We start from the raw sequence: 24,846 nt of genomic DNA, 5'->3' as shown, positions 1-24,846 counted from the left end.
AAGGCGGGCGGCATGACCACCAGACTCATCGACGAGAGCCTCTTCGACGGCGCGGATCCGCCGCGCCTCGTGGGCGCGCGCTGCACCGGGTGCCGCACCGTCGTCTTCCCCCGGCAGGACTCCTGCCCCCGGTGCTCGGACGGGGCGATGGCCGCGCACGTACTGCCGGACAGTGGCGAGATCTGGTCGTGGACGGTGCAGTCGTTCCGGCCCAAAGAGCCCTACCGCCCACCGGCCGAGGGCCACCAGCCGTATGCCCTCGGCTATGTCGACCTCGGAGAGATCCTGGTCGAGGCACGCCTCGACATACCCCGCCGGCTGATCCGGATCGGGCTGCCGGTCCGGCTGACCACGGTGGAGGCGTACCGCGACGAGGACGGGACCCAGATCCTGACCTTCGCCTTCGGCTCGGCTGCCGAGGACGAGCGATGAGCCGCCCCGAAGAGATCTACGTGGTCGGATGCGGCATGCATCCCTTCGGCCGGGACGAGACCGTCAGCGGTATGGACATGGCCGAACGGGCGATACGGGAGGCACTGGCCGACGCCGGTGTCGCCTGGGCCGACATCGGGTACGCGGCCGGCGGCTCCGACGTGTCCGGCAAACCCGACACTCTGGTGGGCCGTCTGGGGCTGACCGGCGTGCCGTTCGTCAATGTGCAGAACGGCTGCGCGACCGGCGCCTCGACGGTGCTCGCCGTCGCCAACGCGCTGCGGGCGGGCGAGGCGTCGCTCGGACTCGCCGTCGGTTTCGACAAGCACGAGCGGGGGGCGTTCCATGTCTCCGCGGCCCGTTACGGGCTCGGCGACTGGTACGCGGAGACCGGGCTGATGTTGACGACCCAGTTCTTCGCGCTGAAGACGCAGCGGTATCTGCACGACTACGCCATCCCCGAGCGGGCGTTGGCCACGGTGGCGGCACGCGCCTTCCGCAACGGCTCCCGCCACCCCCTGGCCTGGCGGCGCAAGGAGCTGACGGAGGAGGAGATCCTCGGTTCCGCCGAGGTCAGCCCGCCGCTCACCCAGTACATGTTCTGCTCTCCGGGCCAGGGCGCGGCCGCGCTGGTCCTCGCCCGTGGCGACCGCGCCTTCGATCTGTGCGAACGTCCGGTGAAGCTGGCCTCGTTGGCCTTCCGGACCAGACGGTTCGGCTCCTTCGAGGTGTTCGCTCCCTGGCTGCCGCCGGGACCGCACCGCAGCCCCAGCGTGGACGCGGCCGAGGCCGTCTTCCGCGGCGCCGGTCTGAGTCCCTCGGACGTCCAGGTCGCGCAGTTGCAGGACACCGACAGCGGTTCCGAACTGATCCACCTGGCGGAGACCGGGCTGTGCGGACACGGCGAGCAGCCGGAGCTGCTGGCCTCGGGTGACACCGACCCCACCGGCCGGATCCCGGTCAACACCGACGGCGGCTGCCTGGCCGGCGGCGAGCCGGTGGGCGCGTCCGGGCTGCGCCAGTTCCACGAGGTCGTACGGCAGTTGCAGGGCCGCGCGCCGGGCGTGCAGGTGCCGGGCGGTCCCCGGGTGGGCTTCACCCATGTGTACGGGGCGCCCGGCATCAGCGCCTGCGCGGTCCTGACGGTCTGACCGCAGTCGAAGGGAATGGCCATGAACGAGAACAGAACCGCCCTGGTCACCGGCGGCGCTCGCGGGATCGGTGTGGAGATCTCCCGGCAACTCGCGGAGCGGGGGCTGCGGGTACTGGTCGCGGCACGGCAGCTGGAGGCAGCCGAGGAGGCATGCCGCACCATCGGTCCGGGGGCGCTGCCGCTGGCCCTGGACGTGAGTTCCGCGAAGAGCGTCACCGAAGCGGTGCGGGAGGCCGGAGAGCTGACCGGCGGTGGGGTGGACGTACTGGTGAACAACGCGGGAGTGTCCCTGGACGGCGAGCTGCGGCCTCCGTACGTCGACGAGGAGGTCCTGCGTGCCACCCTGGACGTCAATCTCGTGGGCGCCTGGCGGGTGGCCGAGGCGGTCGTCCCGGGCATGGTGCGGGCCGGTTATGGACGCGTGGTCAACCTCACCAGCTCGTACGGCTCCCTGGCGCTGATGGACTCCGGTCGGCACCCGGCCTACCGCGTCTCCAAGACCGCGCTCAACGCCTTCACGCGGATGCTCGCCGGCGAGCTGTCCGGCACGGGCGTCCTGGTCAACGCGGCCGACCCCGGGTGGACCCGCAGCGGCATGGGCGGTCCGTCCGCTCCGCGCGGGCCGGAGGAGGGCGCGGACACGCCCGTCTGGCTGGCGACCCTCCCCGACGGCGACGACACGACGGGCGGGCTGTTCGCCGGCCGCGAGCCACTGCCCTGGTGAACCAAGGTCTGCGATCCGCTGCCCTGGTGACCGGCTCCGCCGAGACGGTCCGAGGGCGGTCTCAGGCCGGGGCGGCGGCACTCCCCCGGTCGGCGGCGACGATGCGCAGCGCCAGGGCCCTGACGGCCTCCTGCACGGACCGGGACGGCAGCTCCGACAGCGGCCCGCCCTCCGCCCGCAGCGCGGTGACGAGGATGGTCGTACTGATCAGCGTGCGCACGGCGAGCGCCTGCGACGCATGGCGCGACTTGGCCGCTCGCGGGTTGCGGGTGGCGCCGTCCGGCAGATAGTCGTACGCCCGCTGGATGTGCCGCTGCTCGAACTCGTCGCGCAGCGCCTTGAGGTTGCCGTTGGCGGAGGCGACCTGGACCTGGTAGAGCCGGGCCTCGTCCGGGTTCTTCTCCACCCAGTCCCACACGGCGTCGATGACCCGCACCAGGCTCTCGGCGTCGCCCGGCTCGGACTCCGGCCGGGCCGCCTCCACGACCGCGTTCAGCTGGTCGAAGACCCGCCGCATGGACAGTTCGAGCAGCTCCTCCTTGCCGGCGAAGTGGTAGTAGACGGCCGTGGGCACGACCTGGGCCTCGTCCGCGATGTCCTGCACGCTGGTCTCGGCGAAACCGTTGCGCCCGAAGACCCTGACCGCGGCCGCGATGATGTGCTGCCGCCGCGAGGGACGGTGGGCCGGTTGCTTGCCGTTCTGCTTCGTGGCCATGCTGCTCCCTGTACGCCCGACGGTACTCACCATGTTATCCAGTAACTCCGCCTGGTCGGGACCGTAATTCCTGGTGCCTGTGCGGTACGGGCACAGAAAGATCCCGGCATACTTGACACCATGACTACATCCGGAACCCGCGCCGCTCACCGCCCCTCGCGCAGGCAGTGGGTGATCGAGGCGGCCACGGAGCTGTTCGCCACCCAGCCTCCGGACGAGGTGACGGTGGCCGACATCGCCGCGCGGGCGGAGATGACATCGGCCGCGGTGTACTACCACTTCTCCTCCAAGGACCAGGTGCTCGTGGAGGGCATGCGGGTGTTCGCCGCGGCGCTGCGCGAGCAGGTGGAGACGCTCGCCGAGACCCACGCGCCCGGCACGGAGATCGGTGCTGCCATCACGGCGCTGGTGGCCTGGCTGGGCGAACACCGCTCCGCCGCCACCGTCTTCTTCGTGTCCTCGGCCGGCATGAGCCAGGAGGCGGAGGCGCTGCGGCACGAGGTCCGCACGCAGTTGCTGGAGGACCTGGTGCGGCTGGTCCGCAAGGCCAGTGGGCCGGTCACGGACGCGGAGGCGGCGGTGATCGGCCTGGGTGTGCTGGCGCTGCTGGAGACCGCGGCGATCTCACAGGCGCGGGGGGACGAGGCCTACCGCTCCCTGGGGCATCGTTCCTTTCTCCGCGAGGTGGGCCGCCTCGCGGAGCGGATCGCCGATCCGGTGACGGAGGGCTGAGCGCTCCGCCGGAAGAGACGGCTGCCGGCCCCGGAGACGACGTCAGACCAGCAACCGCAACGGCTTGCGCAGCAGTTCACCGAGCGTGCGCAGGTACTCGGCCGCCGGAGCCCCGTCGACGGCACGGTGGTCGAAGGTGAGGCTCAGGGTGAGCACGCGCGTCCGCCGCGGCTGGTCGTCGACCCATTCGACGCCGTCCCTGAGCCTGCCCACGCCGAGGATGGCCACGTTGCCGGGGTTGACCACGGGGGTGAAGAAGTCGACGCCGTACCCACCCAGTGAGGTGACGGTGAAGGTGGCGCCCTCCAACTGCGTCGGGGAGATCCGGCCGGCGCGGGCGTTCTCGGCCAACTCCCGGGAGCAGCGCGCCATTTCGGGCAGCGACAGGTCCGCCGCGTCCTGGATGACCGGGACGAGCAGGCCGTTCGGCACCGCGACCGCGAACCCGAGGTGGATGTCCTCGAACAGGTGGATGCCGTCCTCGAGCACCCCGGCGTTGAGCAGCGGATGGTCCCGCAGGGCCAGTGCGGCGGCCTTCATCAGGAAGTCGCCCAGACTGGGCACCGGCAGGTCGCTGTCGGCCCACTCCTGCTTGAGTTGCTCCCGCAGGGCCACGACGGCGTCCATCCGCACTTCGTAGCCGTGTGTCAGCTGGGCCATCTCCTGGAGGCTGGCGTGCATCCGGCGGGCGATGGCGCCGCGCATCCCGGTCAGCGGGATGACGTCCCCTGGCTGTGGCGACACGATGGCCCGGCGGGCCGGCGCCGGAGTCGGTGCGGCCGCCGGGGTGACGGCGTCGAGGTCGGCGCGTCTGATCCGCCCGCCCGCACCGGTGGGGTGTACGTCCGCGAGATCGATGCCCCGTTCCTTCGCCAGCCGGCGGACGAGGGGGGAGGTGGGGGTCACCGGGTCGGCCGGGAGGACGACGGGCGGCTGCGCCGCCGAGGCGAGCAGGTACTCCTCCACGTCCTCGGAGACGATCCGTCCACCGGGCCCGGTGCCGCGTACGACGGTCAGGTCGACGCCGGTCTCGGCGGCCACCCGCCGGGCGTTCGGGGAAGCCAGGAGCCGGCCCCCCGAGCCGTTGAGCCCACCGCTCCCATTGAGGGATGCAGCCACGGGGGGAACTCCTGCGTCAGCCGACACCTCGTCCGCCGTGCCGGCGCCCACGGACCCGGCAGGCACGGACCCCCCGGATACCGGCAGCTCCTCCCCTTCGGCCAGCAGCCAGCCGATCAGCGCCCCTGCCGGAAGGGTCGCCCCGGCCTGGACCACGGGGTGGAACAGGCCCCCGGCCTCCGCCTCGACGTCCACGTCGACCTTGTCGGTGGCCAGCCGCAGCAGTGCGTCACCTTCCGAGACCGCGCCACCGGTCGGCACGAGCCACTCGTCGATCGTGCCTTCCTGCATGGTCAGGCCGATCTTCGGCAGCAGAACCTCGACCGCCACTTCGGTCACGACCTTTCGAGGAGACGACGGCAGCCCTGCACGATGCGGGCCTGGTCGGGCACGTAGGCCTTCTCCAGCACCGGGGAGAACGGCACCGGGGAGAAGGCCGCGCCGATGCGCAGGACCGGAGCGTCCAGGTAGTCGAAGGCCGCGTCCTGGATCTGGGCGGCGATCTCCCCGCCGAGCCCGCCGAAGGTCACGGCCTCGTGCACCACGAGGACCCGGTTGGTGCGGCGCACGGAGGCGATCATGGTCTCGGTGTCCAGGGGCTGCACGGTACGCGGGTCGATGACCTCGACCTCGATGCCGTCGGCGGCCAGTTCCTCGGCCGCCGCGAGGGCCTCGCCCACCATGCGGCCCAGGGCGATGACGGTGACGTCGGAGCCCTGCCGCGCGGTGTGGGCCTGGCCGAGCGGGATCCCGTAGATCTCCTCGGGCACCTCGCTCTTGCTGCCCAGCAGGACCTTGTTGAGCATGACGACGACCGGGTTGTTGTCCCGGATCGCGGAGACAGTCAGGCCCTTGGCGGTGTACGCGTCGCACGGCATGACGACCTTGAGGCCTGGGACATGCGCGAGCCAGGCCTCCAGGCTCTGGCTGTGCTGGGCGGCGGCGCCGAGGCCCGCGCCGGAGGCGGTGGTGATGGTGAGCGGCACCGACACGGAGCCGCCGAACATGTACTTCATCTTGGCGGCCTGGTTGACGATCTGGTCCAGGCAGACGCCGATGAAGTCCATGAACATCAGGTCGACGACGGGGCGCAGTCCCCGGGCGGCGGCGCCCACGCCCAGGCCGACGAGCGCGGCCTCGGAGATCGGGGTGTCGATCATGCGGCGGGGGCCGAACTCGTCGAGCAGGTTGTCGAACATGCGGAAGACCCCGCCGTACCCGGCGACGTCCTCCCCGGCGACGAAGACGTTCTCGTCCTCGCGCATGACCTGCGCCAGGCCCTCGTTGAACGCCTTGACGTAGGTGAGCTTGCGGCCCGTGCCGTCCGGAGCGAGGGCCGGAGCTTCGGTGGTGGTGGTCATGGCGCTCATCCCGAGTAGACGTTGAGGAGGAGGTCGGCGGGGTCGGGCAGCGGGCTGGCCTCGGCGTAGGCGATGGCCTCGGCGATCTCGTCGCGGGTGCGCTGCCAGGTGTCGTCCAGCTCGGCACGGGTGGCGGTGCCGTCGGCGAGGGCACGGGCCTCCAGCAGGTCGATCGCGTCGCGGGCCTTCCACTCCTCGACCTCCGCGTCCGAGCGGTAGGGGTGACGCAGTCCCTTGACGCCCTGGTGGTCGTAGTAGCGGTAGGTCTTGGCCTCGATGAACATGGGGCCCTCGCCGGCCCGGGCGCGTGCGACGGCCTCGAGGGTGGCCTGGTGGACGGCGAGCGCGTCCATGCCGTCGACGATCACGCTCGGCATGCCGTAGGACGCGGCCCGCTCGGCGACGTCGGTGATCAGCATGTGCTTGGACTGCGGGGTGAACTCGGCGTAGCCGTTGTTCTCGCAGATGAACAGGACCGGCAGCCGCAGGATCGCGGCCATGTTGGCGCCCTCGTGGAAGCTGCCGATGTTGGTGGCGCCGTCGCCGAAGAAGGTGACGGCGATGTTGTCCTCGCCCCGGTACTGGGCGGCGAAGGCGGCGCCCACGGCGATCGGGACGCCCGCGCCGACGATGCCGTTGGCGCCGAGCATGCCGAGGGAGACGTCGTTGATGTGCATGCTTCCGCCGCGGCCGAGGCAGGCGCCGGTGACCCGGCCGTACAGCTCCGAGTACATGTGCTTGAAGCTGACCCCCTTGGCCACGGCGTGTCCGTGTCCCCGGTGGGTGGAGGTGATCTGGTCGTCGTCGCGCAGGGCCGCCATCACGCCCGCGGCCACGGCTTCCTGACCGACGTAGAGATGCAGGAAGCCGGGCAGTTTGCCGGCCTCCATGAGCTTTCCCGCCTCGGTCTCGAACAGCCGGATGCGCACCATGCGCTCGTGCAGATCCCTGACGACCTGCGCGGATGTGTGGTTCGCGGCCGGATCGGCCGACTTCTTCGATGCCCTTTGAGCCATCGTCCGCCCCTTCGCCCCGAGCGAGGTGTTTCCAGCAATCGGACTTTGTTGTGCCGGTCTACAGTAACCAGCAGCAAGGGCACGTTACTGGAGAGGTTCTCTAATTACTATGCCTCGGTCCGGCCATGCGAGAGTGACTGGAGCCGCTCCCTAGAAAGATCGAACCGGTTTTGGAACCCTTTGCCCCGGGTGAAGGTGATGTGACCTGCGGTATACCGAGCTGCGAGTTCCGGACTTTCTATTGACAGACAACACTTACCCCTGTTGTCGTGTCGCTCACAGCCCGGCCGCCGCACCTGAAGCCCCTCGCCGGTTCGCGGCTGAGAGGATTGTGAGGACATCGTGGTCCAGACCAGTTCACCGGAGATCCGGGAGACAGGTGCCGATCGCCGGCCGCCCCCGGCTCCCGAGTACTCCTCGTGGATCAGCCAGGACCGGTCCACCGATGCCGCCGCCGTGGCGATGCGGCAGGAAGCCGCCGAGCTCGTCGAGCGCGTGCTGGAGCACTACCGCAACAACTCGACGCACGAGGCGGACGGCCAGTGGACGGAACCCGTCGCCAACTACCTCGACGCCGACCGCTGGCAACGGGAGATGGACGCCGTCCACCGGACCGTCCCGCTGCCGCTCGCCATGTCCGCCGAACTCCCCGGACCGAACACCTACAAGGCACTCGACGTGCTCGGTGTGCCGGTGCTGATCACCCGGGACCGGCAGGGCACCGTACACGCGATGATCAACGCCTGCCGGCACCGCGGGGCCAAGCTGATCGAGCCTGGTTGCGGGGTCTCCAAGCGGCTGACCTGTCCCTACCACTCCTGGTCCTACGACCTGGCCGGTGAGCTGCGGGGCGTGTACGCCGAGAAGACCTTCGGCGACGTGCCCCGCACCGGGCGCAGTCTCGTACGGCTCCCGGCCGGGGAGCGCGCCGGCATCGTCTTCGTGTCACTGGACCCGGCGGCCGAGCCGGACCTCGACGCCTGGCTCGGGGATCTGCAGCCGCTCCTCGAGGGGCTGCGCCTCGCGGACTGCCACCACTACTCGACCAAGGAGCTGACCAGCCCCAACTGGAAGGTCACGCTCGACGGCTATCTGGAGACGTACCACTTCGCCTCGCTGCACCCGAAGACCGTGTTCGAGACCAACCTCTCGAACATGATGGCGCACGACACCTGGGGCGCCCACCAGCGCATCGCACCGGCCCTGCGTCCCATCGCGCAGGCGGCGGAGCTGCCCGCGGACCGACGCGATCCCGGAGACTGCGTCGGAGCCATCTACTGGCTCTACCCCGGTCTGGCGATCGCGGGCGGCTGGCGCCACAAGATCGCCGTGTCCCTGGTGCTCCCCCGGACGGCCACCGAGTCGGTGACCCAGCAGATCATCCTGCTGCGCGACCCCGCGGTGACCGAGGAGGAGCGGCACGCCGCCGACAAGTTCGGCGAGTGGTTCTACGAGGTGGTCCGCGACGAGGACTACGCGACCACCTACGGAGTCCAGCAGGGGCTTGCGGCCCTGAACGGGACCGACTTCGTCTTCGGACGCAACGAGCCCGGACTCCAGCACTTCCACCGCACCGTTCACGCACACCTGGACAGCAGAGCCGCCAGGTGACGCACCGACAACCCTCGCAGGAGAACAACATGGTGGCTACGGGCAGCCTCGACGGACGTGTCGCGGTGATCACGGGCAGCACACGCAGTATCGGCCGCGCCATCGCCGAGGCCTTCCTGGCCCACGGCGCGACGGTCGTCATCAGCGGCCGCAGCGAGCTCAAGGGCAAGCAGGCGCTGGAGGAGCTGGACGCCGGGGACAAGGCGGTCTTCCACCCCTGCGACGCCAACAGCCAGGCGGACATCGAGGCCCTCGCCGACTTCGCCGCCGAGCGTTTCGGCCGGCTCGACATCTGGGTCAACAACGTCGGCGGCACCTCGGGCTTCGCCCCCGTCCACGAGCTCAGCGACGAGGCCTGGCACAACGCCCTCGACCTGAACCTCAACGCCTACTTCTACGGCACCCGCCGCGCACTGCCGACCATGCTGGCGGGCGGCTGGGGACGCGTCATCAACATCTCCTCCGTCGAGGGCAAGCAGGCCAACAAGCCCGCGATCAGCCACTACATCACCAACAAGCACGCCATCCACGGCCTGACCAAGGCGACCGCCTTCGAGTACGGCACCCAGGGCATCACCTGCAACGCCATCTGCCCCGGCGCCGTCGACACCGACCTGATGCGGGCCGCGGGTCCGGCCGCGGCCGAGGCCGAGGGCATCTCGTACGAGGAATGGCTGGGCCGCTTCGCCGAGCACGCCGCCACCAAGCAGATCACCACCGTGGAGCAGGTGGCCGCGGTCGCCTCGCTCCTCGCGAGCGATGCCGGCGCGGGCATCACGGGCACGCTGATCAGCGTGGACGGCGGAACGGCGCAATGGTAGAGACCGGCACCGACACGGACAGCAGGAGATCCTCGGCATGAAGAGCTGGATCACGGACGGGCGCCGCAGTGAGCGGCTGCCCCACTACACCCGCGCCAACGCGGGCGAGACCCTGCCGGAGCCCGCCAGCCCACTGGGCTGGACCCTGGTGTGGGGACGCGGGCTGCAGGGCTGGCGCCGCGGTTTCGTCGGGTTCGGCATCTACCACGAGGAGGAAGTGGCCGGCCCCTGGCCGCCGTTCGCCGGCATGTTCGGCGGGTACTTCTACCTCAACCTGTCGCACATGCGGCTGTTCGGCATCCGTATGGGGCAGACGGCGGACCAGATCGACACGGCCTTCGTCGGCCAGCGCTCCGACACGCCTGTGTACGTGGCGCACCCGGAGGACGAGGACGCGGAGCTGACGGCCAAGGCCGGGGCGACGGTGCAGCGGATGCTGGGACAGTCCGGCTTCCCCGAGGCGGACGCCGACCAGGAACGGCTGCGCCGGATCCGTCGTGAGCGGCCCGACCTGACGCAGCTGTCCGCCGCGGAACTCGTGGCACATGCCCGCTCGCTCCTCGACGAGGTGGAGACCACCTTCCAGCGGCATGTCGAGTCGTCGCTGCCGGCGTCCGTCGGACCGGCCATCCTCGGTCCGCTGTGCGCGGGTCTGGACCGGCCCGGCGCCATGCTGGACCTCATCGGCGGTCTCGGTGACGTCGACTCGGCCTCCCCCTCCACCGGGCTGTGGGCACTGTCCCGCCAGGTGGTGACCTCGGCCGAGCTGACCGCGCTGTTCGACCGGGGTACGGCGGCGGTGGAGCGGGCGCTCGACGGGGCGAGCGGGGACGTGAAGGCGTTCCGGGACGCCTTCGAGGAGTTCCTGGCTGCGTCCGGTGACCGGGGCCCCAACGAGTGGGACATCCACGCGCTGTCCTGGGAGGCGGCGCCGGTCCAGGTCCTGGCTCTCGTCGACCGCATCCGGCACAGCCCGGACGACGACTCCCCGGCCGCGCGCCACCGTCGGCTGACCGAGCGCCGCGAACGGCTCGCGAAGGAGATCCGGGACGCCCTCCCCGAGGACGTCCAGCCGGTGTTCGACGCCGGAATGCACGCTTCCCAGGTGTGGATCCCGGCCCGCGAGCGGACCAAGGCGAACTGCGTGACCGTCATCAACGAGATCCGGATGGCGGTACGGGAACTGGGCCGCCGCGGGGTCGGGGCGGGGCTCTTCGCCGAGCCCGAGGACGTGATGATGCTGCTGGAGAGCGAGCTCGACGACTATGTCGCCGACCCGGGCCGCTTCGGCCCCGTCATCGCGCAGCGGCTTGGGGAGTACGCCGGGCTGCGGGAGCTGGAACCGCCCTTCTTCGTCGCCCAGGACGCCCAGACGGCGATCGACACCTGGCCGCGGCGGAGCGAGGACGGGATCACGTCCGCCGGTGAAGGCGATGTGCTGACGGGCGTGGGCGGCAGCCAGGGCACCTACACCGGCCGGGTGCGGGTGGTCACCGACCCCGCGTCGTGCGAGGCGCTGGAGCCGGGCGAGGTGCTGGTGGCGCCGATCACCGACGCGGCCTGGACGCCGCTGTTCCTGGTCGCCGGGGCCGCCGTGGTGGACGTGGGCGCGCTCAACAGCCACGCCGTCGTGGTCTGCCGGGAGCTGGGCATCCCGGCCGTCATCTCCGTCGAGGGCGGTACCCGGCGACTGCGGGACGGCATGGTGATCACGGTCGACGGCACCAAGGGCACGGTCTCCGTGGACGGCGTCCCGGCGGCACTCGCCATCTGAACGGCCCGCGGGCCCGTCGTTCCTTCCTGACAGGGGGCGGCGGGCCCACGGGCGTGAGTACGGAAAGGACCACCGTGGCAGAGGAAATCATCGTCGCCGGCTGGATGGACTACGAGCCCGCGGACCGCGACACGATGCTGGGCCACCTCGTCGAGGTCGGAATGCGCACGCGTGCGGCCGAGCCCGGCTGTCTGGACTACGCCATGACCGCGGATCCCGCCGACGAGCGCCGGATCCGGGTGTATGAGCGCTGGGTGTCCCAGCAGGCCCTCGACGAGCACTTCGCCACCGCGCACATCAAGGACTTCCGTGCGGCCACGACGGGGCTGACGCGGGTGGGTGTCTCCATGGAGGTCTTCAGCATCGGGGCGAGTCACTCCATGCGGTAGGCATACGGGCGTGACTGGGGGGCGTAGGCCGCGCGGCCTACGCCCCCTGAACTATGCGCGGCTGTACGGATCGTCGGCCAGCCGGACCAGCATCTTGCCGACGTTGCCACCGTCCAGCAGCGCCAGCAGGGCGCCGGCCGCGCTGTCGAGGCCGTCCGTCACCGTCTCGCGGGCGGTGATACGGCCCGAGCGGAGCCAGTCGGCGACACGGCTCTCGAATTCCGGCCGCAGGTCGTCGTGGTCGCGCACGATGAAGCCGCGCAGGGTGAGCCGCTTGAGGACCGCCTGGATCAACTGGTTGATGTCGGTGGACCGCCGCTCGCCGCCGAACTGCGACATCATGCCGCACAGAGCGACCCGGCCCCCTGTCCGCAACGCGTGCAGGGCGGCGGCCAGTTGCTCCCCGCCGACGTTGTCGAAGTACACGTCGATGCCGTCGGGCGCCAGCCGCGCGAGCGCGTCGCGCACCGGCTCGGCCCGGTAGTCCGCGGCGGCGTCGTAGCCGAACTCCTTGACCAGCAGGGCGCACTTGTCCGGCCCTCCGGCGGTTCCGATGACGCGCTCCGCGCCCAGCAGCCGGGCGAACTGTCCTGCTGCGCTGCCGACGGCCCCGGCCGCCGCCGACACGAAGACCGTGTCGCCGGGGCGCACTTCGGCGATCCGCGTGAGCCCGACATAGGCGGTGAAGCCGGTCTGCCCGAGCAGCCCCAACCACGTGGGCAGCGGGGCGAGTTGCGGGTCGATACGGCCCGCGGCATCGGTGTCCGCCGCGTCGAGCACGGCCCACTCCCGCCAGCCGAGCTGGTGGCGCAGGAAGGTTCCCGGCGGCACGGTCGGACAGCGGCTCTCCACCACGACGCCGAGGGCGCGGCCGTCCAGCGGTGAGCCGGGGGCGAAATTGTGGGTGTAGTGCTTCTCGGTGCTCTCCAGCCGCCCGCGCATCGACGGGTCGACGCTCATGTAGAGGTTGCGGACGAGCAACTGCCCCTCGCTCAGGGGCGCAAGCGGGCGCTCCTCGACGGCGAAGTCCCCGAGAGCCGGCTCCCCGTCGGGCCGGCGCACCAGGCAGACCACGCGGGTGGTGCGGGGCGGCACCGGCTCACGCCTCCGGCGGCGTGGCGCCGCGCCGCTGGGCGAGACGGCCCACCCAGCCGGCCATCTGGAGGTCGGCGTGGCGCAGTTCGCCCGACTGCCAGCGGGCCTGGAAGTCGAAGATGCCGCTGGCTCCGGTCCGTGGGTCGGTCACCTCGACCAGCCCGTCCTCGGTGAGCCGGTACACCTGCCCGGTCAGCGGATGGGTCACTTGCTTGGGGCTCACGGCTCACTCCTGCGGTCGGCGGCGTACGCCGCGTTTGGTCACGGTCACCGGGCCCTCGACCCGGAGCCGGCAGGCGAGCCGGGTCAGGCCGTCCACCGGCCTGCGCAGGGCCTCGATGCCCTCGCGCTCCAGCGGGCCCACGGGAGAACAGTTCTCGGCGCCCTCCTCGACCTGGACGAAGCAGGTGCGGCAGGTGCCCTTGCCGCCGCAGACGGTGGGCCAGCGGTAGCCGAGCCGCTGGGCGGCGCTGAACAGGTCCTCGCCGTCGCGGACTTCTATCTCGACGTCCGAGGGCCTGACCGCCACCGTGTGGGTCACTTGTTCATCCACTGGTCGAGCGTCTGGTTGAAGTGGCGGATGCGGCTCTCCTGGTAGTTGGACAGAGTGATGCCCGGCTTGCGCATCGCCTTCAGGCCCTGCTGGACATAGGGCAGGTTCTCGCAGTCCTGGTCGAAGACCGGCCCGAGGACGCCGAGTTCGGGGATGTCCGCGAAGAGCATGTCGTCCGGCACCCAGCGGATCTTGACCGGCGGCGGCATCTCGCCGCGCTTCTTCGGGGCCGACATGAAGATGATCTCCGCGGTGCAGGAGTCGGGGTCGAGGCCGTGGGGCCGGAACCGGTAGATGATGTTGGACTTGGCGCCGCCCCAGGGGTTGAAGTTGGGGAACAGCAGGTAGTTGATGGCGTCCAGCAGTTCGGTGTCCGCGGTCTGCGAGAAGTCCTGGTGCGAGGTGGTCGCCAGCTGATCGCGCATCCGCTGGGCGAGGACCTGGCGGGCGGTGCCGCCGGGCGGGATCGAAGGCAGTTCATCGCCTTCCTGGATCACCAGATCCCGGCCCTGGGCCGCCGCGTAGAAGGCACGGGAGTCGTAGAAGGTCTCCAGGACGTCCTCCTCCGTGACGGAGTCGGCCACGTGGGGGCTCGGGGCGCCCTGGATGTTGATCATCCGGTTCCAGTTCGGCTGGTCCGCCATCACGTCGTACTGGGAGTTGGCGTCGGCCAGCCACGGCAGCATCTGCGGGTGCGTGGCGATCACATGGAAGGACTCGATGAACGCGTCCTGGGCGACCTTCCAGTTGCAGGGCAGCACCTTGGCGATGTGCAGCGACTTGTAGCGGTTCTCCAGCGGCCAGATGTAGTAGTCGTCGAAGGTGCCGCGGTAGCTCTCGAAGGACTCGGCGTACGGGTCCATGTTGATGAAGACGAAGCCGCGCCAGGTGGCCACCTGGGCCTCGGGCAGCGAGAACTTCTCGGGGGTGACGTGCGGGAAGTCCCAGGCGCAGGGCGGACTCTGCATGCTGCCGTCGAGGTTCCAGGCGAAGCCGTGGAAGGGGCAGCGGAACTCGCCGACGTTGCCGCCGCTGGTGCGCAGCTTGCGGCCGCGGTGCAGGCAGACGTTGACGTACGCGCGGATCTCCTCGGGTGCCGTGCGCACGACGATCAGTGAGTCGTCACCGATCTCGTAGATCTCGTGGTCGCCGACCTCGGGGATCTCGCTCTCCAGGCAGGCGAACTGCCACACGCGCCGCCAGACCTGTTCCATCTCGCGTTCGGCCCAGGCGCGGGAGGTGAAGCGGGCGGCGTCGATGTCCTCGCTGCCGATGTGGTCGTTGTGGTCGAACCTCAGCGCCTTGGGGACCGGCCGGCTGTCCCGGTCGAGATAGTCCTGGACGCTGGGTCCGGGGCACCGCGCCGTGCCCGTCTCCGACGTATCGTCCATCTTCGCTCCTCAGACAGAAACTTTAGAGTGAGTGTAGTTATCGATCGCGGCCAGGAGCAACACTCCCGACATCAGCCAAGCGACGTCCACCTTGAATTAGTGGTGACCAACCCCTCCCCAAGCCGGTCGGGGCGTGTCACACTCCGTCGCATCCGAGGCTGTAGAGCCTCAAAAGTTTCTCCACGGCCAGAGGTGGCGTTCCGCCCGTCTCGGCCACAGCGCCGCCCGGTCACCCCGACGGCCCGCGCCGTACCCCACACGGCGATCCACGCAGCTTTCGATCACCCATGCGTGCCGTCCCGGACCGGGCGGCAACGGATCCCGCCTGACAGAGCCGGCCGCCGCGGACGCACAAGCGACGCGGGCCGCCGCAGCGCAGGCCCACACCACGGGAGTACTCAACGATGAGTCCCAGACCCGGACGCGCGCTCCGTCGCGCGCTCACCGCGATCGTCCCCGTCACCGCCCTTCTCACCCTGGCGGCGTGCGGCACCGACACCACTCCGGCCGCCGACTCCGCCAAGGCCGCGGGCGCCGACCCCGCCGGGCTGAGCGCGGCCCGCGCGGCCATGACGAAGTACTCGGCGCGCCCGGACAAGATCCCCGTCACCGCACCGGTGGGCAAGAAGATCCCCGCGGGCAAGAAGATCGACTTCATCCTGTGCGGTGTGCAGTCCTGCAAGGATCTGGCCGACTTCTTCACCGCGGGGGCCAAGGAACTCGGCTGGGACGTCAAGCAGATCGCCACGCAGGGCACACCGGAGTCCGTCCAGGCCGCCTACGAACAGGCACTGCGCGACAAGCCGGACGCCGTCGTCGCCTCCGGGTTCCCGCGCGCGGTGTACGCCAAGCAGCTGGCGCAGCTGAAGCAGGCGGGGATCCCGGTCATCCAGTCCAACGCCGACGACGTGGCGGGCGACGGCATCTCCCTGCTGAAGAACGGGCCCAAGGACGTCGCCGTCCAGGGCGAGATGCTCGCCTCGTGGGTGGTGTCGGACAGCGGCGCCAAGGCCGACACCGTCTACTTCGACCTGCCCGCCTACACCATCCTCAAGCCGGTCAAGGACACGTTCGCGGCCAAGTACCAGCAGTGGTGCGCGGGCTGCGGGCTGGACACCGTCGACGTGCCGATCACCGCGATCGGCAAGGACATGCCGGACCGCGTGGTCTCCTACGTCCGCTCGCACCCGAAGGTGACCCACATCGTCTTCTCGCTGGGCCTGCTCAACGTGGGCGTGCCGGCCGCACTGAAGACCGCCGGCATCACCGGCAAGCACATCGCGGTGAACGTCGGCGACGCGCAGAACTACCAGTACATCGAGAGCGGTCTCAGCGACGCCGCCATGGCCCTCAACTCCCACGAGACCGCCTGGCTCCAGGTCGACGCGCTGGCCCGCCACTTCACCGGCCAGTCCATGGCGGTGGATCAGAAGGCGGTGCTGCCCAACATGCTGATCACCGGCAAGGACAACCTCCCGTCCGCCGACGGTGACTTCCCGCTCGTCGAGGACTACCAGGCGCAGTTCAAGGCGCTCTGGGGTCTGAGCTGAGCGCCGGAAGGAGCGATGGTGCACGCTGAAACGCCGCTCGGGTCGGCCGGGACGCAGGAGACCGACCGGCCCGTGCTGCGGGTATCCGGACTGTCGAAGCGATTCGGCGCGACCCAGGCACTCCAGGACGTCGACCTCGACATCGCCCACGGCGAGATCCATGCGCTGATCGGGCCCAACGGCTCCGGCAAGTCCACCCTCATCAAGATCCTCGCCGGATATCACCACGCCGCCCCGGGAGCGGCCGCCGAACTCGACGGCGAGCCGTTCGACCTGGGACAGGTCACCGGCTCCCGGCACGACCGGCTCCGCTTCGTCCACCAGGAGCTGGGCCTGGTCGGCGAGTTGAGCGCCACGGACAACCTCGCGCTCAGCCGCGGCTTCGCCCGTACGGCCCTGGGCAACATCCGCTGGCCGGAGATGGAACGCCGGACGACCGCCCTGGTCGAGCGTTTCGGCCTCGGCATCGACGTACGCCGTCCCCTGTCGACTGCCACCCCCGTCCAGCGCGCGGTGGTGGCCATCGCCGCCGCCCTGCAGGGCTGGGAGGGCCGCCGTGGCGTCCTGGTGCTCGACGAGCCGACCGCGGTGCTGCCGCCCGGGGAGGTGGCCCGGCTCTTCGACATCGTGCGGGAGATCCGCGACTCCGGTGCCAGCGTCCTGTACGTCTCGCACCGGATGGACGAGATCTTCGCGCTCGCCGACCGGGTCACCGTGATCCGCGGCGGTCGCCGGATCGCCACCCGCCGGGTCGACGAACTCACTCCCCGGTCGCTGGCGGAGCTGATGGCGGGCGAGGAGACGGAGACCGAGCACCGGCCGCGGCCCGTTTCCGATGGCGCCGCGGCCGTGCTGGAGGTGCGCGGGTTGTCGGCCGGTCCGCTGCACGGCGTCGACTTCACCCTGGCCCGGGGCGAGCGGCTGGGCATCACCGGCCTGGTCGGCTCGGGCCACGAGGTGGTGCCGTACGCGGTGTGCGGGGCGTACGGCGGACCTGTGCGCGGCCAGGTGCGGGTACCGGAGCGCTCCCCGCGCTGGGTCGACGCGAAGGACGCGGGGCGGCTCGGTGTCCCTCTCGTCCCCGCGGACCGGGCCGGTGAGGGCGTGATCGGTGACTTCTCGGTCGGCGAGAACCTCACCCTCCCGCTGCTCGACCGGCTCCGGGCCCGGGCCGGGCGGCTGCACCGGCGCCGCGAATCCTCACTCGCCGAGGAATGGATCCGGCGGGTCGGGGTGCGCGCGGCCGGCCGCGGCGCCCGGATCACCACGCTGAGCGGCGGCAACCAGCAGAAGGTCGTGGTGGCCCGCTGCCTGGCCCAGCAGCCGCCGGTACTGGTGCTGTGCGAACCCACGGCGGGCGTCGACATCGCGACCCGTCTGCAGCTGTACGACCTGATAGAGCGTCAGGCCGACGAGGGGATGGGCGTGATCGTGTCCTCGTCCGACACCGAGGACCTGCTCGCCCTGTGCACCCGGGTCCTGGTGGTACGGGACGGCCGGATCGTACGGGAGATCAGCGGCCGGGACATCACCGAGCCCGCGCTGGTCCACGCCATGGAAGGAACCGAGTGACATGACATCCACCCCGACCCGGACCGCCGAGTTCCGGCCGAGCGGAACGGAGGTGCCCACGGTGTCCGGCGCACGGTCCCTGGGCACGCTGAGCCGACGGGCGGTGGCAGCCCTGTCGTTCCGCACCATCGGCGCCGTCTACGTGTGGCTGCTGATCATCGTCCTCTTCTCCGTGTGGGCGCCGGACACGTTCCCGACCGTCACCACGGTCAAGCAGGTCCTCAACGGCAACGCGGTGGCCGGGCTGGTGGCGATCAGCGTCGTCCTTCCGCTGGCGGCGCGCGTCTTCGACCTGTCGGTCGCCTTCACCATGTCCCTCACCAGTGTGCTGACCGCCTACTTCATGGTCACCAAAGGGCTCGGCCCCGGCACCGCGATCGCCCTGGCGATGACCGCCGCCCTGCTGATCGGGTTGGTCAACGGAGTCGTGGTGGTGGTGCTGCGGGTCGACTCGTTCATCGCCACGCTGGCCACCGGAGCGCTGATCCAGTCCCTGATCACCATGGTCACCAACGACAGCTCCATCACCGGTGTGAAGCTGCTGGCCAAGCCGTTCGCGAACATCGCCCAGCTCGACGCGGGCGGCATCACCCTGCCGGTGCTGTATCTGCTGCTCGCCGCGACGGCCATCTGGTTCCTGCTGGAACACACCGCGACCGGACGCCGGTTGTACGCGACCGGCTTCAACGCCGACGCGGCACGCCTTCAGGGAGTGCGCACCAACCGGCTGCGCTTTCTGACCCTGGTGACGTCCGCGCTGCTCGCGGGATTCGCGGGAGTCGTCTTCGCGTCCTCGGTGGGGTCCGGATCGCCGAGCGCGGGCACCCCGTATCTGCTGTCGGCCTACGCGGCGGCCTTCGTCGGGGCGACCCAGTTGCGTGCGGGCCGCTTCAACGCATGGGGGACGGTGATCGCGGTGCTGCTGCTGGGCACCGGCATCACCGGGCTCGGACTTGCCACCAGCGCGCAGTGGGCCGCGAGTCTGTTCACCGGTTCCGTCCTCATCGTCGCGCTCGTTCTCACGGGAGGGCGGATCACCCTGCCGGCGGTCCTGCGCCGCCACAAGGCGCCCACGGTCGCCGAGACTGACGACGTATCCGCGCCGGACAAGGAGTTCACATGATGAAGGCCGTTCAGTACCGGACGGTGGGCAGCGCGCCCGAGGTCGTCGAGGTTCCCGTGCCCGAGCCGGGCCCGGGACAGGTGCTGCTGAAGGTGACGGCCGCGGGGCTGTGCCACTCGGACCTGGCGGTCATGAGCTGGCCGCAGGAGCAGTTCCCCTATCCCCTGCCGATGACGCTCGGTCACGAGGGCGTCGGCACCGTCGCGGGACTGGGCAGCGGGGTCACGGGAGTGACCGAGGGCGACGAGGTGGCGGTGTACGGCCCGTGGGGCTGTGGTTTGTGCCGGGCGTGCGCGGAGGGCAGGGAGAACTCCTGCCCGCACGCCGCCGGGCTCGGCATCATGCCGCCAGGGCTCGGCTCGCCGGGCGCGCTCGCGGAGTACATGGTGGTGGACTCGCCGCGCCATCTGGTGCCGCTGAACGGGCTGGACCCGGCGCAGGCCGCACCGCTGACGGACGCCGGCCTGACGCCGTACCACGCGATCCGCGCGTCCCTGCCCAAGCTCGTGCCCGGCAGCACGGCGGTGGTGGTCGGCGTCGGCGGCCTGGGGCATATCGCCGTACAACTGCTGCGGGCGTTGACCCCGGCCCGGGTGGTCGCCCTCGATGTCAGCAAGGAGAAGCTGGAACTGGCCCGCGCGGTCGGCGCGCACGAGACGCTGCTCTCCGACGGCGAGGCGGCGGCCCGGGTGCGGGAGCTGACCGACGGCATCGGGGCCGAGGTGGTGCTGGACTTCGTGGGGGCCGAGGCGACCCTGGCCGTGGCCGCCGCTTCGGTGGCGGTGGCGGGCGATGTCACCGTCGTCGGTATCGGGGGTGGCACTCTCCCGGTCGGCTTCGGCGGCGGTCTGCCGTTCGAGGTGTCCGTCTGCGCCCCCTACTGGGGCAGCCGCCGGGAACTCATCGAGGTCCTCGAACTGGCGAGGCAGGGACTCGTCTCCTCCCACGTCGAGACCTTCTCGATCGAGGACGCCCCCTTGGCGTACGAGCGCCTGCACGCCGGGGAGGTGGGCGGGCGCGCGGTCGTGCTGCCGCACGGCTGAGCCACGCGTGTCCGGGCCCGGGTCCCCGCGGGGACCCGGGCCCGGACACGTCCGGCTTCGCGCTCAGTGCGCCGCCGGTACGGTGACCGGACGCTCCGCGCCCACCACCCGCTCCAGACACCGTCCGAGCACCGTCAGGAACTCCGGTGTCTCCCAGGGCCCCCGGTCCACGCGCCCGGTGTCGTCCACGCCGAGGTCCTGCATGTCGTACCGGCCCCGGCAGTGGCCGAGGGTGAAGTAGCAGACCTCGCCGAGACCGTGCCGCTTCAGATAGAGGACGGGACGGGCCGCGCCGTCCAGCGCCGCCGTGTCACCCTCCTCGAAGCCACGGCACGGCCCGGTGTACTCGGCGTGCAGCAGCACTTCCAGCTCCCCGTGCAGCTCGCACACGTACAGCTCGTCGGTGACGGTGAACGGTTCGATCCCGGCGACCAGCGGATGGTCGGGCCGGGTCACGCGCACCTCGTACGGCTCGATGGGCGGGTGCGCCAGGAACTGGCTGCCGAGCACCTCGGCCAGCTGCCCGAGCAGCCGGGGGGTGGAGAACATCCGGGGTCCGCCGGGAGCGGGCGCCTCGATCACCGAGTTGGTGCCGTGCAGGGCGAGCCAGCGCCCACCCCGCGCGGTGAAGCGTGCCAGCGCGTCCCGCTGGGCCGGGCGGGGCCGCACATCGCAGGTGTAGCTGACCAGCAGATCCGCCTGCTCCAGCGCGGGGACGCAGTCGTAGTCCTGGTAGACCCTGGTACGGACCCGGGGGTGGTCGCCCAGCATCTCCAGCAGCCTGAGCCGCGCGTGGTCGAAGTCGTGCCATCTGCCGCCGCAGACCAGTACGGCGTCCAGGCGGCCTGCCGGGCCCGCCACGGCTCAGTACTGGACGCGGGTCAGCAGCCCGCCGTCCACCACGAGGTTGACTCCGACACAGAAGGAGCCCGTCCGGCCGAGCAGGAACGCCACTGCCGCGGCCACGTCCTCGGCGGTGCCGTAGCGGCCGATCGGCAGCTTGGCGAGCACCTCCTCGTAGACCTCCGGGCGGCTGGTGCGGATGGTCTCCCAGGCGCCGCCGGGGAAGTCGATCGGGCCGGGCGAGACGGTGTTGACGCGGATGCCCTTCGGGGCGAGGGCATGGGCGAGGGCCGAGGCGTGCTGGACGACGGCGGCCTTCAGCGCGGAGTAGGAATTGGCGCCCGCCGGGCGGGCGGTGTCGGAGGCGTTGGTGGTGCCGATGGCCACGACGGCGGCCCGGTCGGAGGCCTCCAGATGGGGAAGAGCCGCCTCGACGAGGCCGGCGAACGGGATCAGGTCGCCGCGCAGGCTGGCCTCCCACGACTCGGGCCCTTTGACGTTGCCCGCCGAGACGTTGGACACCAGCAGGTCCAGTCCGCCGAGTTCACCGGCCGCCCGCTCCACGAAGCCCGCCAGGGCGGCCGGGTCGGTGACGTCGACCGGTTCCGCGAAGACGGTGGCCCCTTCGGCCCGCAGTTCGGCGGCCGCCTTGGCCAGCCCTTCCTCGCCCCGGGCGCACAGGGCCAGTGCACAGCCCTCGGCCGCCAAAGTCTCGGCGATCGCCCGGCCGATACCCCGGCTCGCGCCGGTCACCAGCGCCTTCGCGCCTGTCAGTCCCAGTTCCATCGATGTCACTCCTTTGTGAGAAAGCCTCTGGAAGCCTTTAGTCGCCGGGAAGCTGTGAGAACGGCGCCCGGTCCACCCGGGGTTCCGGCGGCAGCTTGAGCACCCGTTCGCCGATCAGGTTGCGCTGGATCTGGTCGGTGCCTCCGGCCAGCCGGTAGCCGGGGGCGCCGAGCAGATGCTGGGTCCAGGCGAAGGTGCCCGGTTCCCCGGTGTCGGCGCTGATCCGCGCCCCCATCAGTTCGGCGGCGACCTGGCCGGTGCGGGTGAGCAGCTCGGAGGCCATGAGTTTGGTCAACGAGGCCTCCGGACCCGGCCGGCCGCCGGCGGCGCTCGTCCGGGCGACGCGGTCGACGGTGGCCGCGCGCAGGGCGGCACGGACGTACAGGTCGGCCAGGCGCTGGCGGACCAATGGGTCCCCGGTCCGGCCGAGGGAGCGGGCGAGCGCGAGGACGTCCGGGAAGGTTCCGCCCTTGCGGCGGTTGCCGCTGCCGGAGGCGGTCCGCTCGAAGGCGAGGGTGGCGTTGGCGACCTCCCAGCCCTGGCCCGGCCGCCCGATCCGGAGCCGGTCCGGGACGCGTACGCCGTTGAGGAACACCTCGTTGAAGGAGGCGCCGCCGCTCATCTGCCGGATGGGGCGCACCTCCACTCCGGGGGCGTCCATCGGGACCAGGAAGGCGGTGATGCCGGCCTGTTTGACGACGTCGGGGTCGGTCCGGGCGAGCAGCAGACCGTAGTCGGCGAACTGGGCGCCCGAGGTCCACACCTTCTGGCCGTCGATCACCCACTCGTCGCCGTCCTGCCGGGCGCGGGTGCGCAGCGCCGCGAGGTCGGAGCCGGCGCCGGGTTCGCTGAAGAGCTGGCAGGCCAGCAGGTCGGTGCGCAGGAACGCGCGGGCGTGGCCGTGGCGTTGTTCGTCCGTCCCGAACAGGGAGACGGCCATCGCGACCAGGCGCACCGTGACACTGATCAGCTCGGTGGACGGCGGCACCTCGAACGCGGACTCCTCCTGGGCGAAGACCGCCACGTGCGCGGCGCTCAGGCCCGCGCCGCCCTTGTCCTCGGGGAGTGTCAGCGCCTGGTAGCCGGCGTCGAAGCGGGCCCGCTGATAGGCGCGGCAGCGATCCAGCAGGAGGCGTTCCTCGTCCTCCGGAAGGTTGTGGAACACGGCGAGGTCGGCGGCCTGTGCGGTGGACTCCGGCGCCGGCGCCGGTTCGAGCACCGTGGCCAGCCACTGCCGGACCTGCCGGCGCCATGCGTCCGGATCGGGCTGGGACATGGCTCCTCCTCGGGTACTTACCAGACGACGGTTTGAGTAACGATGAGTGGGCCGTAGGTCTCTCTCACCGCTGGAACATGCGGGAACGGCTTCGTCTGAGGTCAGAGTGTTCCGTACTTTCTTGATAAACGCTACAGTCTCCGCATTCCCTCTCTCCCGTCGACATCGGGAGAGGACCGCGGAGCCGCCGGAGGAGCCATGTCGCTGCTGCCACTCGACCGTCGCGCCCAGGAGACACCCGATGAGCCCGCCCTGGCGGACGACTTGGGAGTGCTGTCCTGGTCCGGCCTCGCCGACCAGGTGGCCCGGGCGGCGGCCCGGCTGCTGGAGTTCGCGCCGGGCCCCGGCGACCGGATCGCCGTCCTCGGCGACAACGCGATCCCGACGCTGGTGGCCCATCTGGCGGGCCTGCGAGCCGGAGTGGGGACCGTGGCCACGTCCCGGAACCTCACCTCGGGCGAGCTCGTCGACCAGATCATCGACGCGGGCGTGACCGGCATTGTCGCGGGACCGGCCGGCGCGGGCGCCGCCCTCGACGCGGCCCGGGAACTGGGTCTGCCGATCGTGACGCACGGAACCCCGCCAGCCGGGCACGCGTTCGACTGGGACAAGTGGCTGGCCGCCGCGCCCGCCGGACACACCCTCCCGACGGACCGGCCCGCCCGGCCTCCGCTCGTGTACACCTCGGGAACCACCGGACGAGCACGCGGCACGGAGGTGCGCTGGGTGAGCGGCCCGGTCGCCGACAGCTCCGCCTACCTCGCCGCGATGTCCGCCCGGCCCGGATTCCCGCCGGGACCCCACCTGGTGTGCGGCCCCCTGCAGCACAACGCGCCACTGACCTCGCTGCGACACCTGGCGGCCGGTCAGCCGGTGGTCGTCCTCGGCAGATACGACGCGGAGTCCTTCCTCAGCCGGGTGCAGAAGTGGCGGGTCTCCTCGACGGTGATGGTCCCCACCCACTTCCAACGGCTGCTCGCCCTCCCGGAAGACATCCGCGCCCGGTACGACGTCTCCAGCCTGCGGCAGGTCTCCCACACCGGCTCCGCGTGCCCGCCGGACGTGAAGCGCGCCATGATCGACTGGTTCGGTCCGGTGCTGACCGAGTCGTACGGCGCCAGCGAAGCGGGAACCGTGGCCCGCATCAGCAGCACCGAGTGGCTCGCGCACCCGGGCTCGGTCGGGCGGGTACGGCCCCCGTTCGAGGTGCTCGTCACGGACGACGAGGGCGGGCAACTGCCGTCCGGGGAACGCGGGTTGCTGGCCTTCCGGGCGCCCGACGACCAAGGTGTCCGCTACCACGCGGACCCCGACAAGACCAAGGCCGCCTACCTCTCCCCCGGCGTCTTCACACTCGGCGACATCGGCTACATCGACACCGACGGCTACATCTTCATCACCGACCGGGCCGCGGACGTCGTGGTCTCCGGCGGCGTGAACCTGTACCCGGCCGAGAGCGAGGCGGTCCTGCGCCGCCACCCGGCGGTCGTCGAGGTCGCCGTGATCGGCGTGCCCGACCCGGACTTCGGCGAGTCGCTGCGGGCGCTGGTCGTGGTGGCCGGGGACGAGCCGCCCGCCGGCGAGCTGGACGCCTTCTGCCGCGAGGGTCTCGCCGCCTACAAGTGCCCGAAGTCGTACGAGATCGTTCCCGAGCTGCTGCGCAACGCCATGGGCAAGCTCGACAAACGCGCGATGCGCCGCCCCTACTGGGGCTCGGAACGGACCATCGCCGGCTGAGCCGCTCCCTCCCGTACTTAAGGATCATCC

At 71.0% G+C, this 24,846-nt stretch carries 24 protein-coding genes; 13 read left to right on the top strand and 11 right to left on the bottom strand.

The window, feature by feature from the left end; genetic code table 11:
• Window positions 1-12 precede the first annotated feature (12 nt).
• Genes RNB18_RS02065 through RNB18_RS02055 form a run of 3 tightly spaced genes read left to right on the top strand, consistent with a single transcriptional unit; the run spans window position 13 to window position 2,309 of the window.
• A complete protein-coding gene (locus tag RNB18_RS02065) occupies window positions 13-432 on the top strand; it encodes a Zn-ribbon domain-containing OB-fold protein (protein ID WP_311712385.1) in 420 nt (139 codons plus the stop codon).
• Window positions 429-1,583, top strand: coding sequence for a thiolase family protein (locus tag RNB18_RS02060; protein ID WP_311712384.1), 1,155 nt, complete (start codon window positions 429-431; stop codon window positions 1,581-1,583). The genes RNB18_RS02065 and RNB18_RS02060 overlap by 4 nt, the downstream gene beginning before the upstream one ends.
• Window positions 1,584-1,604: 21 nt before the next feature.
• Window positions 1,605-2,309, top strand: a complete 705-nt coding sequence (locus tag RNB18_RS02055; protein WP_311712383.1) for an SDR family NAD(P)-dependent oxidoreductase — start codon at window positions 1,605-1,607, stop codon at window positions 2,307-2,309.
• A gap of 61 nt (window positions 2,310-2,370) precedes the next feature.
• On the opposite strand, the gene RNB18_RS02050 is transcribed toward RNB18_RS02055, so the two are convergent.
• Window positions 2,371-3,024 (bottom strand): TetR/AcrR family transcriptional regulator, encoded by a 654-nt coding sequence (locus RNB18_RS02050; RefSeq protein ID WP_311712382.1) that lies wholly within the window; start codon window positions 3,022-3,024, stop codon window positions 2,371-2,373.
• A gap of 120 nt (window positions 3,025-3,144) precedes the next feature.
• Between RNB18_RS02050 and RNB18_RS02045 the strand changes: the two genes are divergently transcribed.
• Window positions 3,145-3,756, top strand: a complete 612-nt coding sequence (locus RNB18_RS02045; protein ID WP_311712381.1) for a TetR/AcrR family transcriptional regulator — start codon at window positions 3,145-3,147, stop codon at window positions 3,754-3,756.
• Window positions 3,757-3,798: 42 nt separating this feature from the next.
• Here RNB18_RS02045 and RNB18_RS02040 read toward each other — a convergent pair whose 3' ends face one another.
• Genes RNB18_RS02040 through RNB18_RS02030 form a run of 3 tightly spaced genes read right to left on the bottom strand, consistent with a single transcriptional unit; the run spans window position 3,799 to window position 7,252 of the window.
• On the bottom strand, window positions 3,799-5,214 hold the full coding sequence (locus tag RNB18_RS02040) for a 2-oxo acid dehydrogenase subunit E2 (RefSeq protein WP_311712380.1): 1,416 nt from the start codon (window positions 5,212-5,214) through the stop codon (window positions 3,799-3,801).
• Window positions 5,211-6,236, bottom strand: coding sequence for an alpha-ketoacid dehydrogenase subunit beta (locus RNB18_RS02035; RefSeq protein ID WP_311712379.1), 1,026 nt, complete (start codon window positions 6,234-6,236; stop codon window positions 5,211-5,213). Before RNB18_RS02035 ends, RNB18_RS02040 begins: the two co-directional genes overlap by 4 nt.
• Before the next feature lie 5 nt (window positions 6,237-6,241).
• On the bottom strand, window positions 6,242-7,252 hold the full coding sequence (locus RNB18_RS02030; protein WP_311712378.1) for a thiamine pyrophosphate-dependent dehydrogenase E1 component subunit alpha: 1,011 nt from the start codon (window positions 7,250-7,252) through the stop codon (window positions 6,242-6,244).
• A gap of 342 nt (window positions 7,253-7,594) precedes the next feature.
• On the opposite strand from RNB18_RS02030, the gene RNB18_RS02025 reads away from it, so the two are divergent.
• The 4 genes from RNB18_RS02025 to RNB18_RS02010 all read left to right on the top strand — a co-directional run bounded on the left by RNB18_RS02025 (window position 7,595) and on the right by RNB18_RS02010 (window position 11,847).
• Window positions 7,595-8,863 carry an aromatic ring-hydroxylating oxygenase subunit alpha gene (locus tag RNB18_RS02025; protein ID WP_311712377.1) on the top strand — a complete coding sequence of 423 codons (1,269 nt, stop codon included), beginning with the start codon at window positions 7,595-7,597 and terminating at the stop codon, window positions 8,861-8,863.
• Window positions 8,864-8,892: 29 nt separating this feature from the next.
• Window positions 8,893-9,684 carry an SDR family NAD(P)-dependent oxidoreductase gene (locus tag RNB18_RS02020; RefSeq protein ID WP_057613205.1) on the top strand — a complete coding sequence of 264 codons (792 nt, stop codon included), beginning with the start codon at window positions 8,893-8,895 and terminating at the stop codon, window positions 9,682-9,684.
• A 37-nt stretch (window positions 9,685-9,721) separates the two neighbouring features.
• Window positions 9,722-11,458: a PEP-utilizing enzyme gene (locus RNB18_RS02015; protein ID WP_311712376.1), complete on the top strand. Its 1,737-nt coding sequence runs from the start codon at window positions 9,722-9,724 to the stop codon at window positions 11,456-11,458.
• 74 nt (window positions 11,459-11,532) lie between these two features.
• Window positions 11,533-11,847, top strand: coding sequence for a putative quinol monooxygenase (locus RNB18_RS02010; protein ID WP_311712374.1), 315 nt, complete (start codon window positions 11,533-11,535; stop codon window positions 11,845-11,847).
• A gap of 51 nt (window positions 11,848-11,898) precedes the next feature.
• On the opposite strand, the gene RNB18_RS02005 is transcribed toward RNB18_RS02010, so the two are convergent.
• The 4 genes from RNB18_RS02005 to RNB18_RS01990 are packed head-to-tail and all read right to left on the bottom strand — an operon-like array spanning window position 11,899 to window position 14,886.
• Window positions 11,899-12,942, bottom strand: coding sequence for an NADP-dependent oxidoreductase (locus RNB18_RS02005; protein ID WP_311712373.1), 1,044 nt, complete (start codon window positions 12,940-12,942; stop codon window positions 11,899-11,901).
• Window positions 12,943-12,946: 4 nt separating this feature from the next.
• Window positions 12,947-13,165, bottom strand: a complete 219-nt coding sequence (locus RNB18_RS02000; protein WP_057613201.1) for a hypothetical protein — start codon at window positions 13,163-13,165, stop codon at window positions 12,947-12,949.
• Between the two features lie 3 nt (window positions 13,166-13,168).
• Window positions 13,169-13,495 carry a 2Fe-2S iron-sulfur cluster binding domain-containing protein gene (locus RNB18_RS01995; RefSeq protein ID WP_266512634.1) on the bottom strand — a complete coding sequence of 109 codons (327 nt, stop codon included), beginning with the start codon at window positions 13,493-13,495 and terminating at the stop codon, window positions 13,169-13,171.
• Complete coding sequence (locus RNB18_RS01990) at window positions 13,480-14,886, bottom strand: aromatic ring-hydroxylating oxygenase subunit alpha (RefSeq protein ID WP_311712372.1); 1,407 nt, start codon at window positions 14,884-14,886, stop codon at window positions 13,480-13,482. Before RNB18_RS01990 ends, RNB18_RS01995 begins: the two co-directional genes overlap by 16 nt.
• Before the next feature lie 404 nt (window positions 14,887-15,290).
• On the opposite strand from RNB18_RS01990, the gene RNB18_RS01985 reads away from it, so the two are divergent.
• Genes RNB18_RS01985 through RNB18_RS01970 form a run of 4 tightly spaced genes read left to right on the top strand, consistent with a single transcriptional unit; the run spans window position 15,291 to window position 20,174 of the window.
• Window positions 15,291-16,436, top strand: a complete 1,146-nt coding sequence (locus RNB18_RS01985) for a substrate-binding domain-containing protein (protein ID WP_311712371.1) — start codon at window positions 15,291-15,293, stop codon at window positions 16,434-16,436.
• Window positions 16,437-16,451: 15 nt separating this feature from the next.
• Window positions 16,452-18,008: a sugar ABC transporter ATP-binding protein gene (locus RNB18_RS01980; protein WP_311712370.1), complete on the top strand. Its 1,557-nt coding sequence runs from the start codon at window positions 16,452-16,454 to the stop codon at window positions 18,006-18,008.
• A 1-nt stretch (window position 18,009) separates the two neighbouring features.
• A complete protein-coding gene (locus tag RNB18_RS01975) occupies window positions 18,010-19,131 on the top strand; it encodes an ABC transporter permease (RefSeq protein WP_311712369.1) in 1,122 nt (373 codons plus the stop codon).
• The gene (locus tag RNB18_RS01970; RefSeq protein WP_311712998.1) at window positions 19,131-20,174 is read left to right on the top strand and encodes an NAD(P)-dependent alcohol dehydrogenase; all 1,044 of its coding nucleotides are present in this window, start codon (window positions 19,131-19,133) and stop codon (window positions 20,172-20,174) included. The genes RNB18_RS01975 and RNB18_RS01970 overlap by 1 nt, the downstream gene beginning before the upstream one ends.
• A 63-nt stretch (window positions 20,175-20,237) precedes the next feature.
• Here RNB18_RS01970 and RNB18_RS01965 read toward each other — a convergent pair whose 3' ends face one another.
• The 3 genes from RNB18_RS01965 to RNB18_RS01955 are packed head-to-tail and all read right to left on the bottom strand — an operon-like array spanning window position 20,238 to window position 23,079.
• Window positions 20,238-21,035, bottom strand: coding sequence for a ThuA domain-containing protein (locus tag RNB18_RS01965; protein WP_311712368.1), 798 nt, complete (start codon window positions 21,033-21,035; stop codon window positions 20,238-20,240).
• Window positions 21,036-21,038: 3 nt separating this feature from the next.
• Window positions 21,039-21,803 carry an SDR family NAD(P)-dependent oxidoreductase gene (locus RNB18_RS01960; RefSeq protein WP_280860607.1) on the bottom strand — a complete coding sequence of 255 codons (765 nt, stop codon included), beginning with the start codon at window positions 21,801-21,803 and terminating at the stop codon, window positions 21,039-21,041.
• A gap of 37 nt (window positions 21,804-21,840) precedes the next feature.
• Window positions 21,841-23,079, bottom strand: a complete 1,239-nt coding sequence (locus RNB18_RS01955; protein ID WP_311712367.1) for an acyl-CoA dehydrogenase family protein — start codon at window positions 23,077-23,079, stop codon at window positions 21,841-21,843.
• A gap of 198 nt (window positions 23,080-23,277) precedes the next feature.
• Here RNB18_RS01955 and RNB18_RS01950 point away from each other — a divergent pair, with 198 nt between their 5' ends.
• Window positions 23,278-24,816 carry an AMP-binding protein gene (locus tag RNB18_RS01950; RefSeq protein ID WP_311712366.1) on the top strand — a complete coding sequence of 513 codons (1,539 nt, stop codon included), beginning with the start codon at window positions 23,278-23,280 and terminating at the stop codon, window positions 24,814-24,816.
• The last annotated feature ends 30 nt before the right edge of the window (window positions 24,817-24,846 follow it).

This window comes from Streptomyces doebereineriae (assembly GCF_031845645.1).
Classification (GTDB): domain Bacteria; phylum Actinomycetota; class Actinomycetes; order Streptomycetales; family Streptomycetaceae; genus Streptomyces; species Streptomyces canus.
Note: the sequence above shows the minus strand (reverse complement) of the source record. Positions and strands in the feature narration are given on the sequence as shown.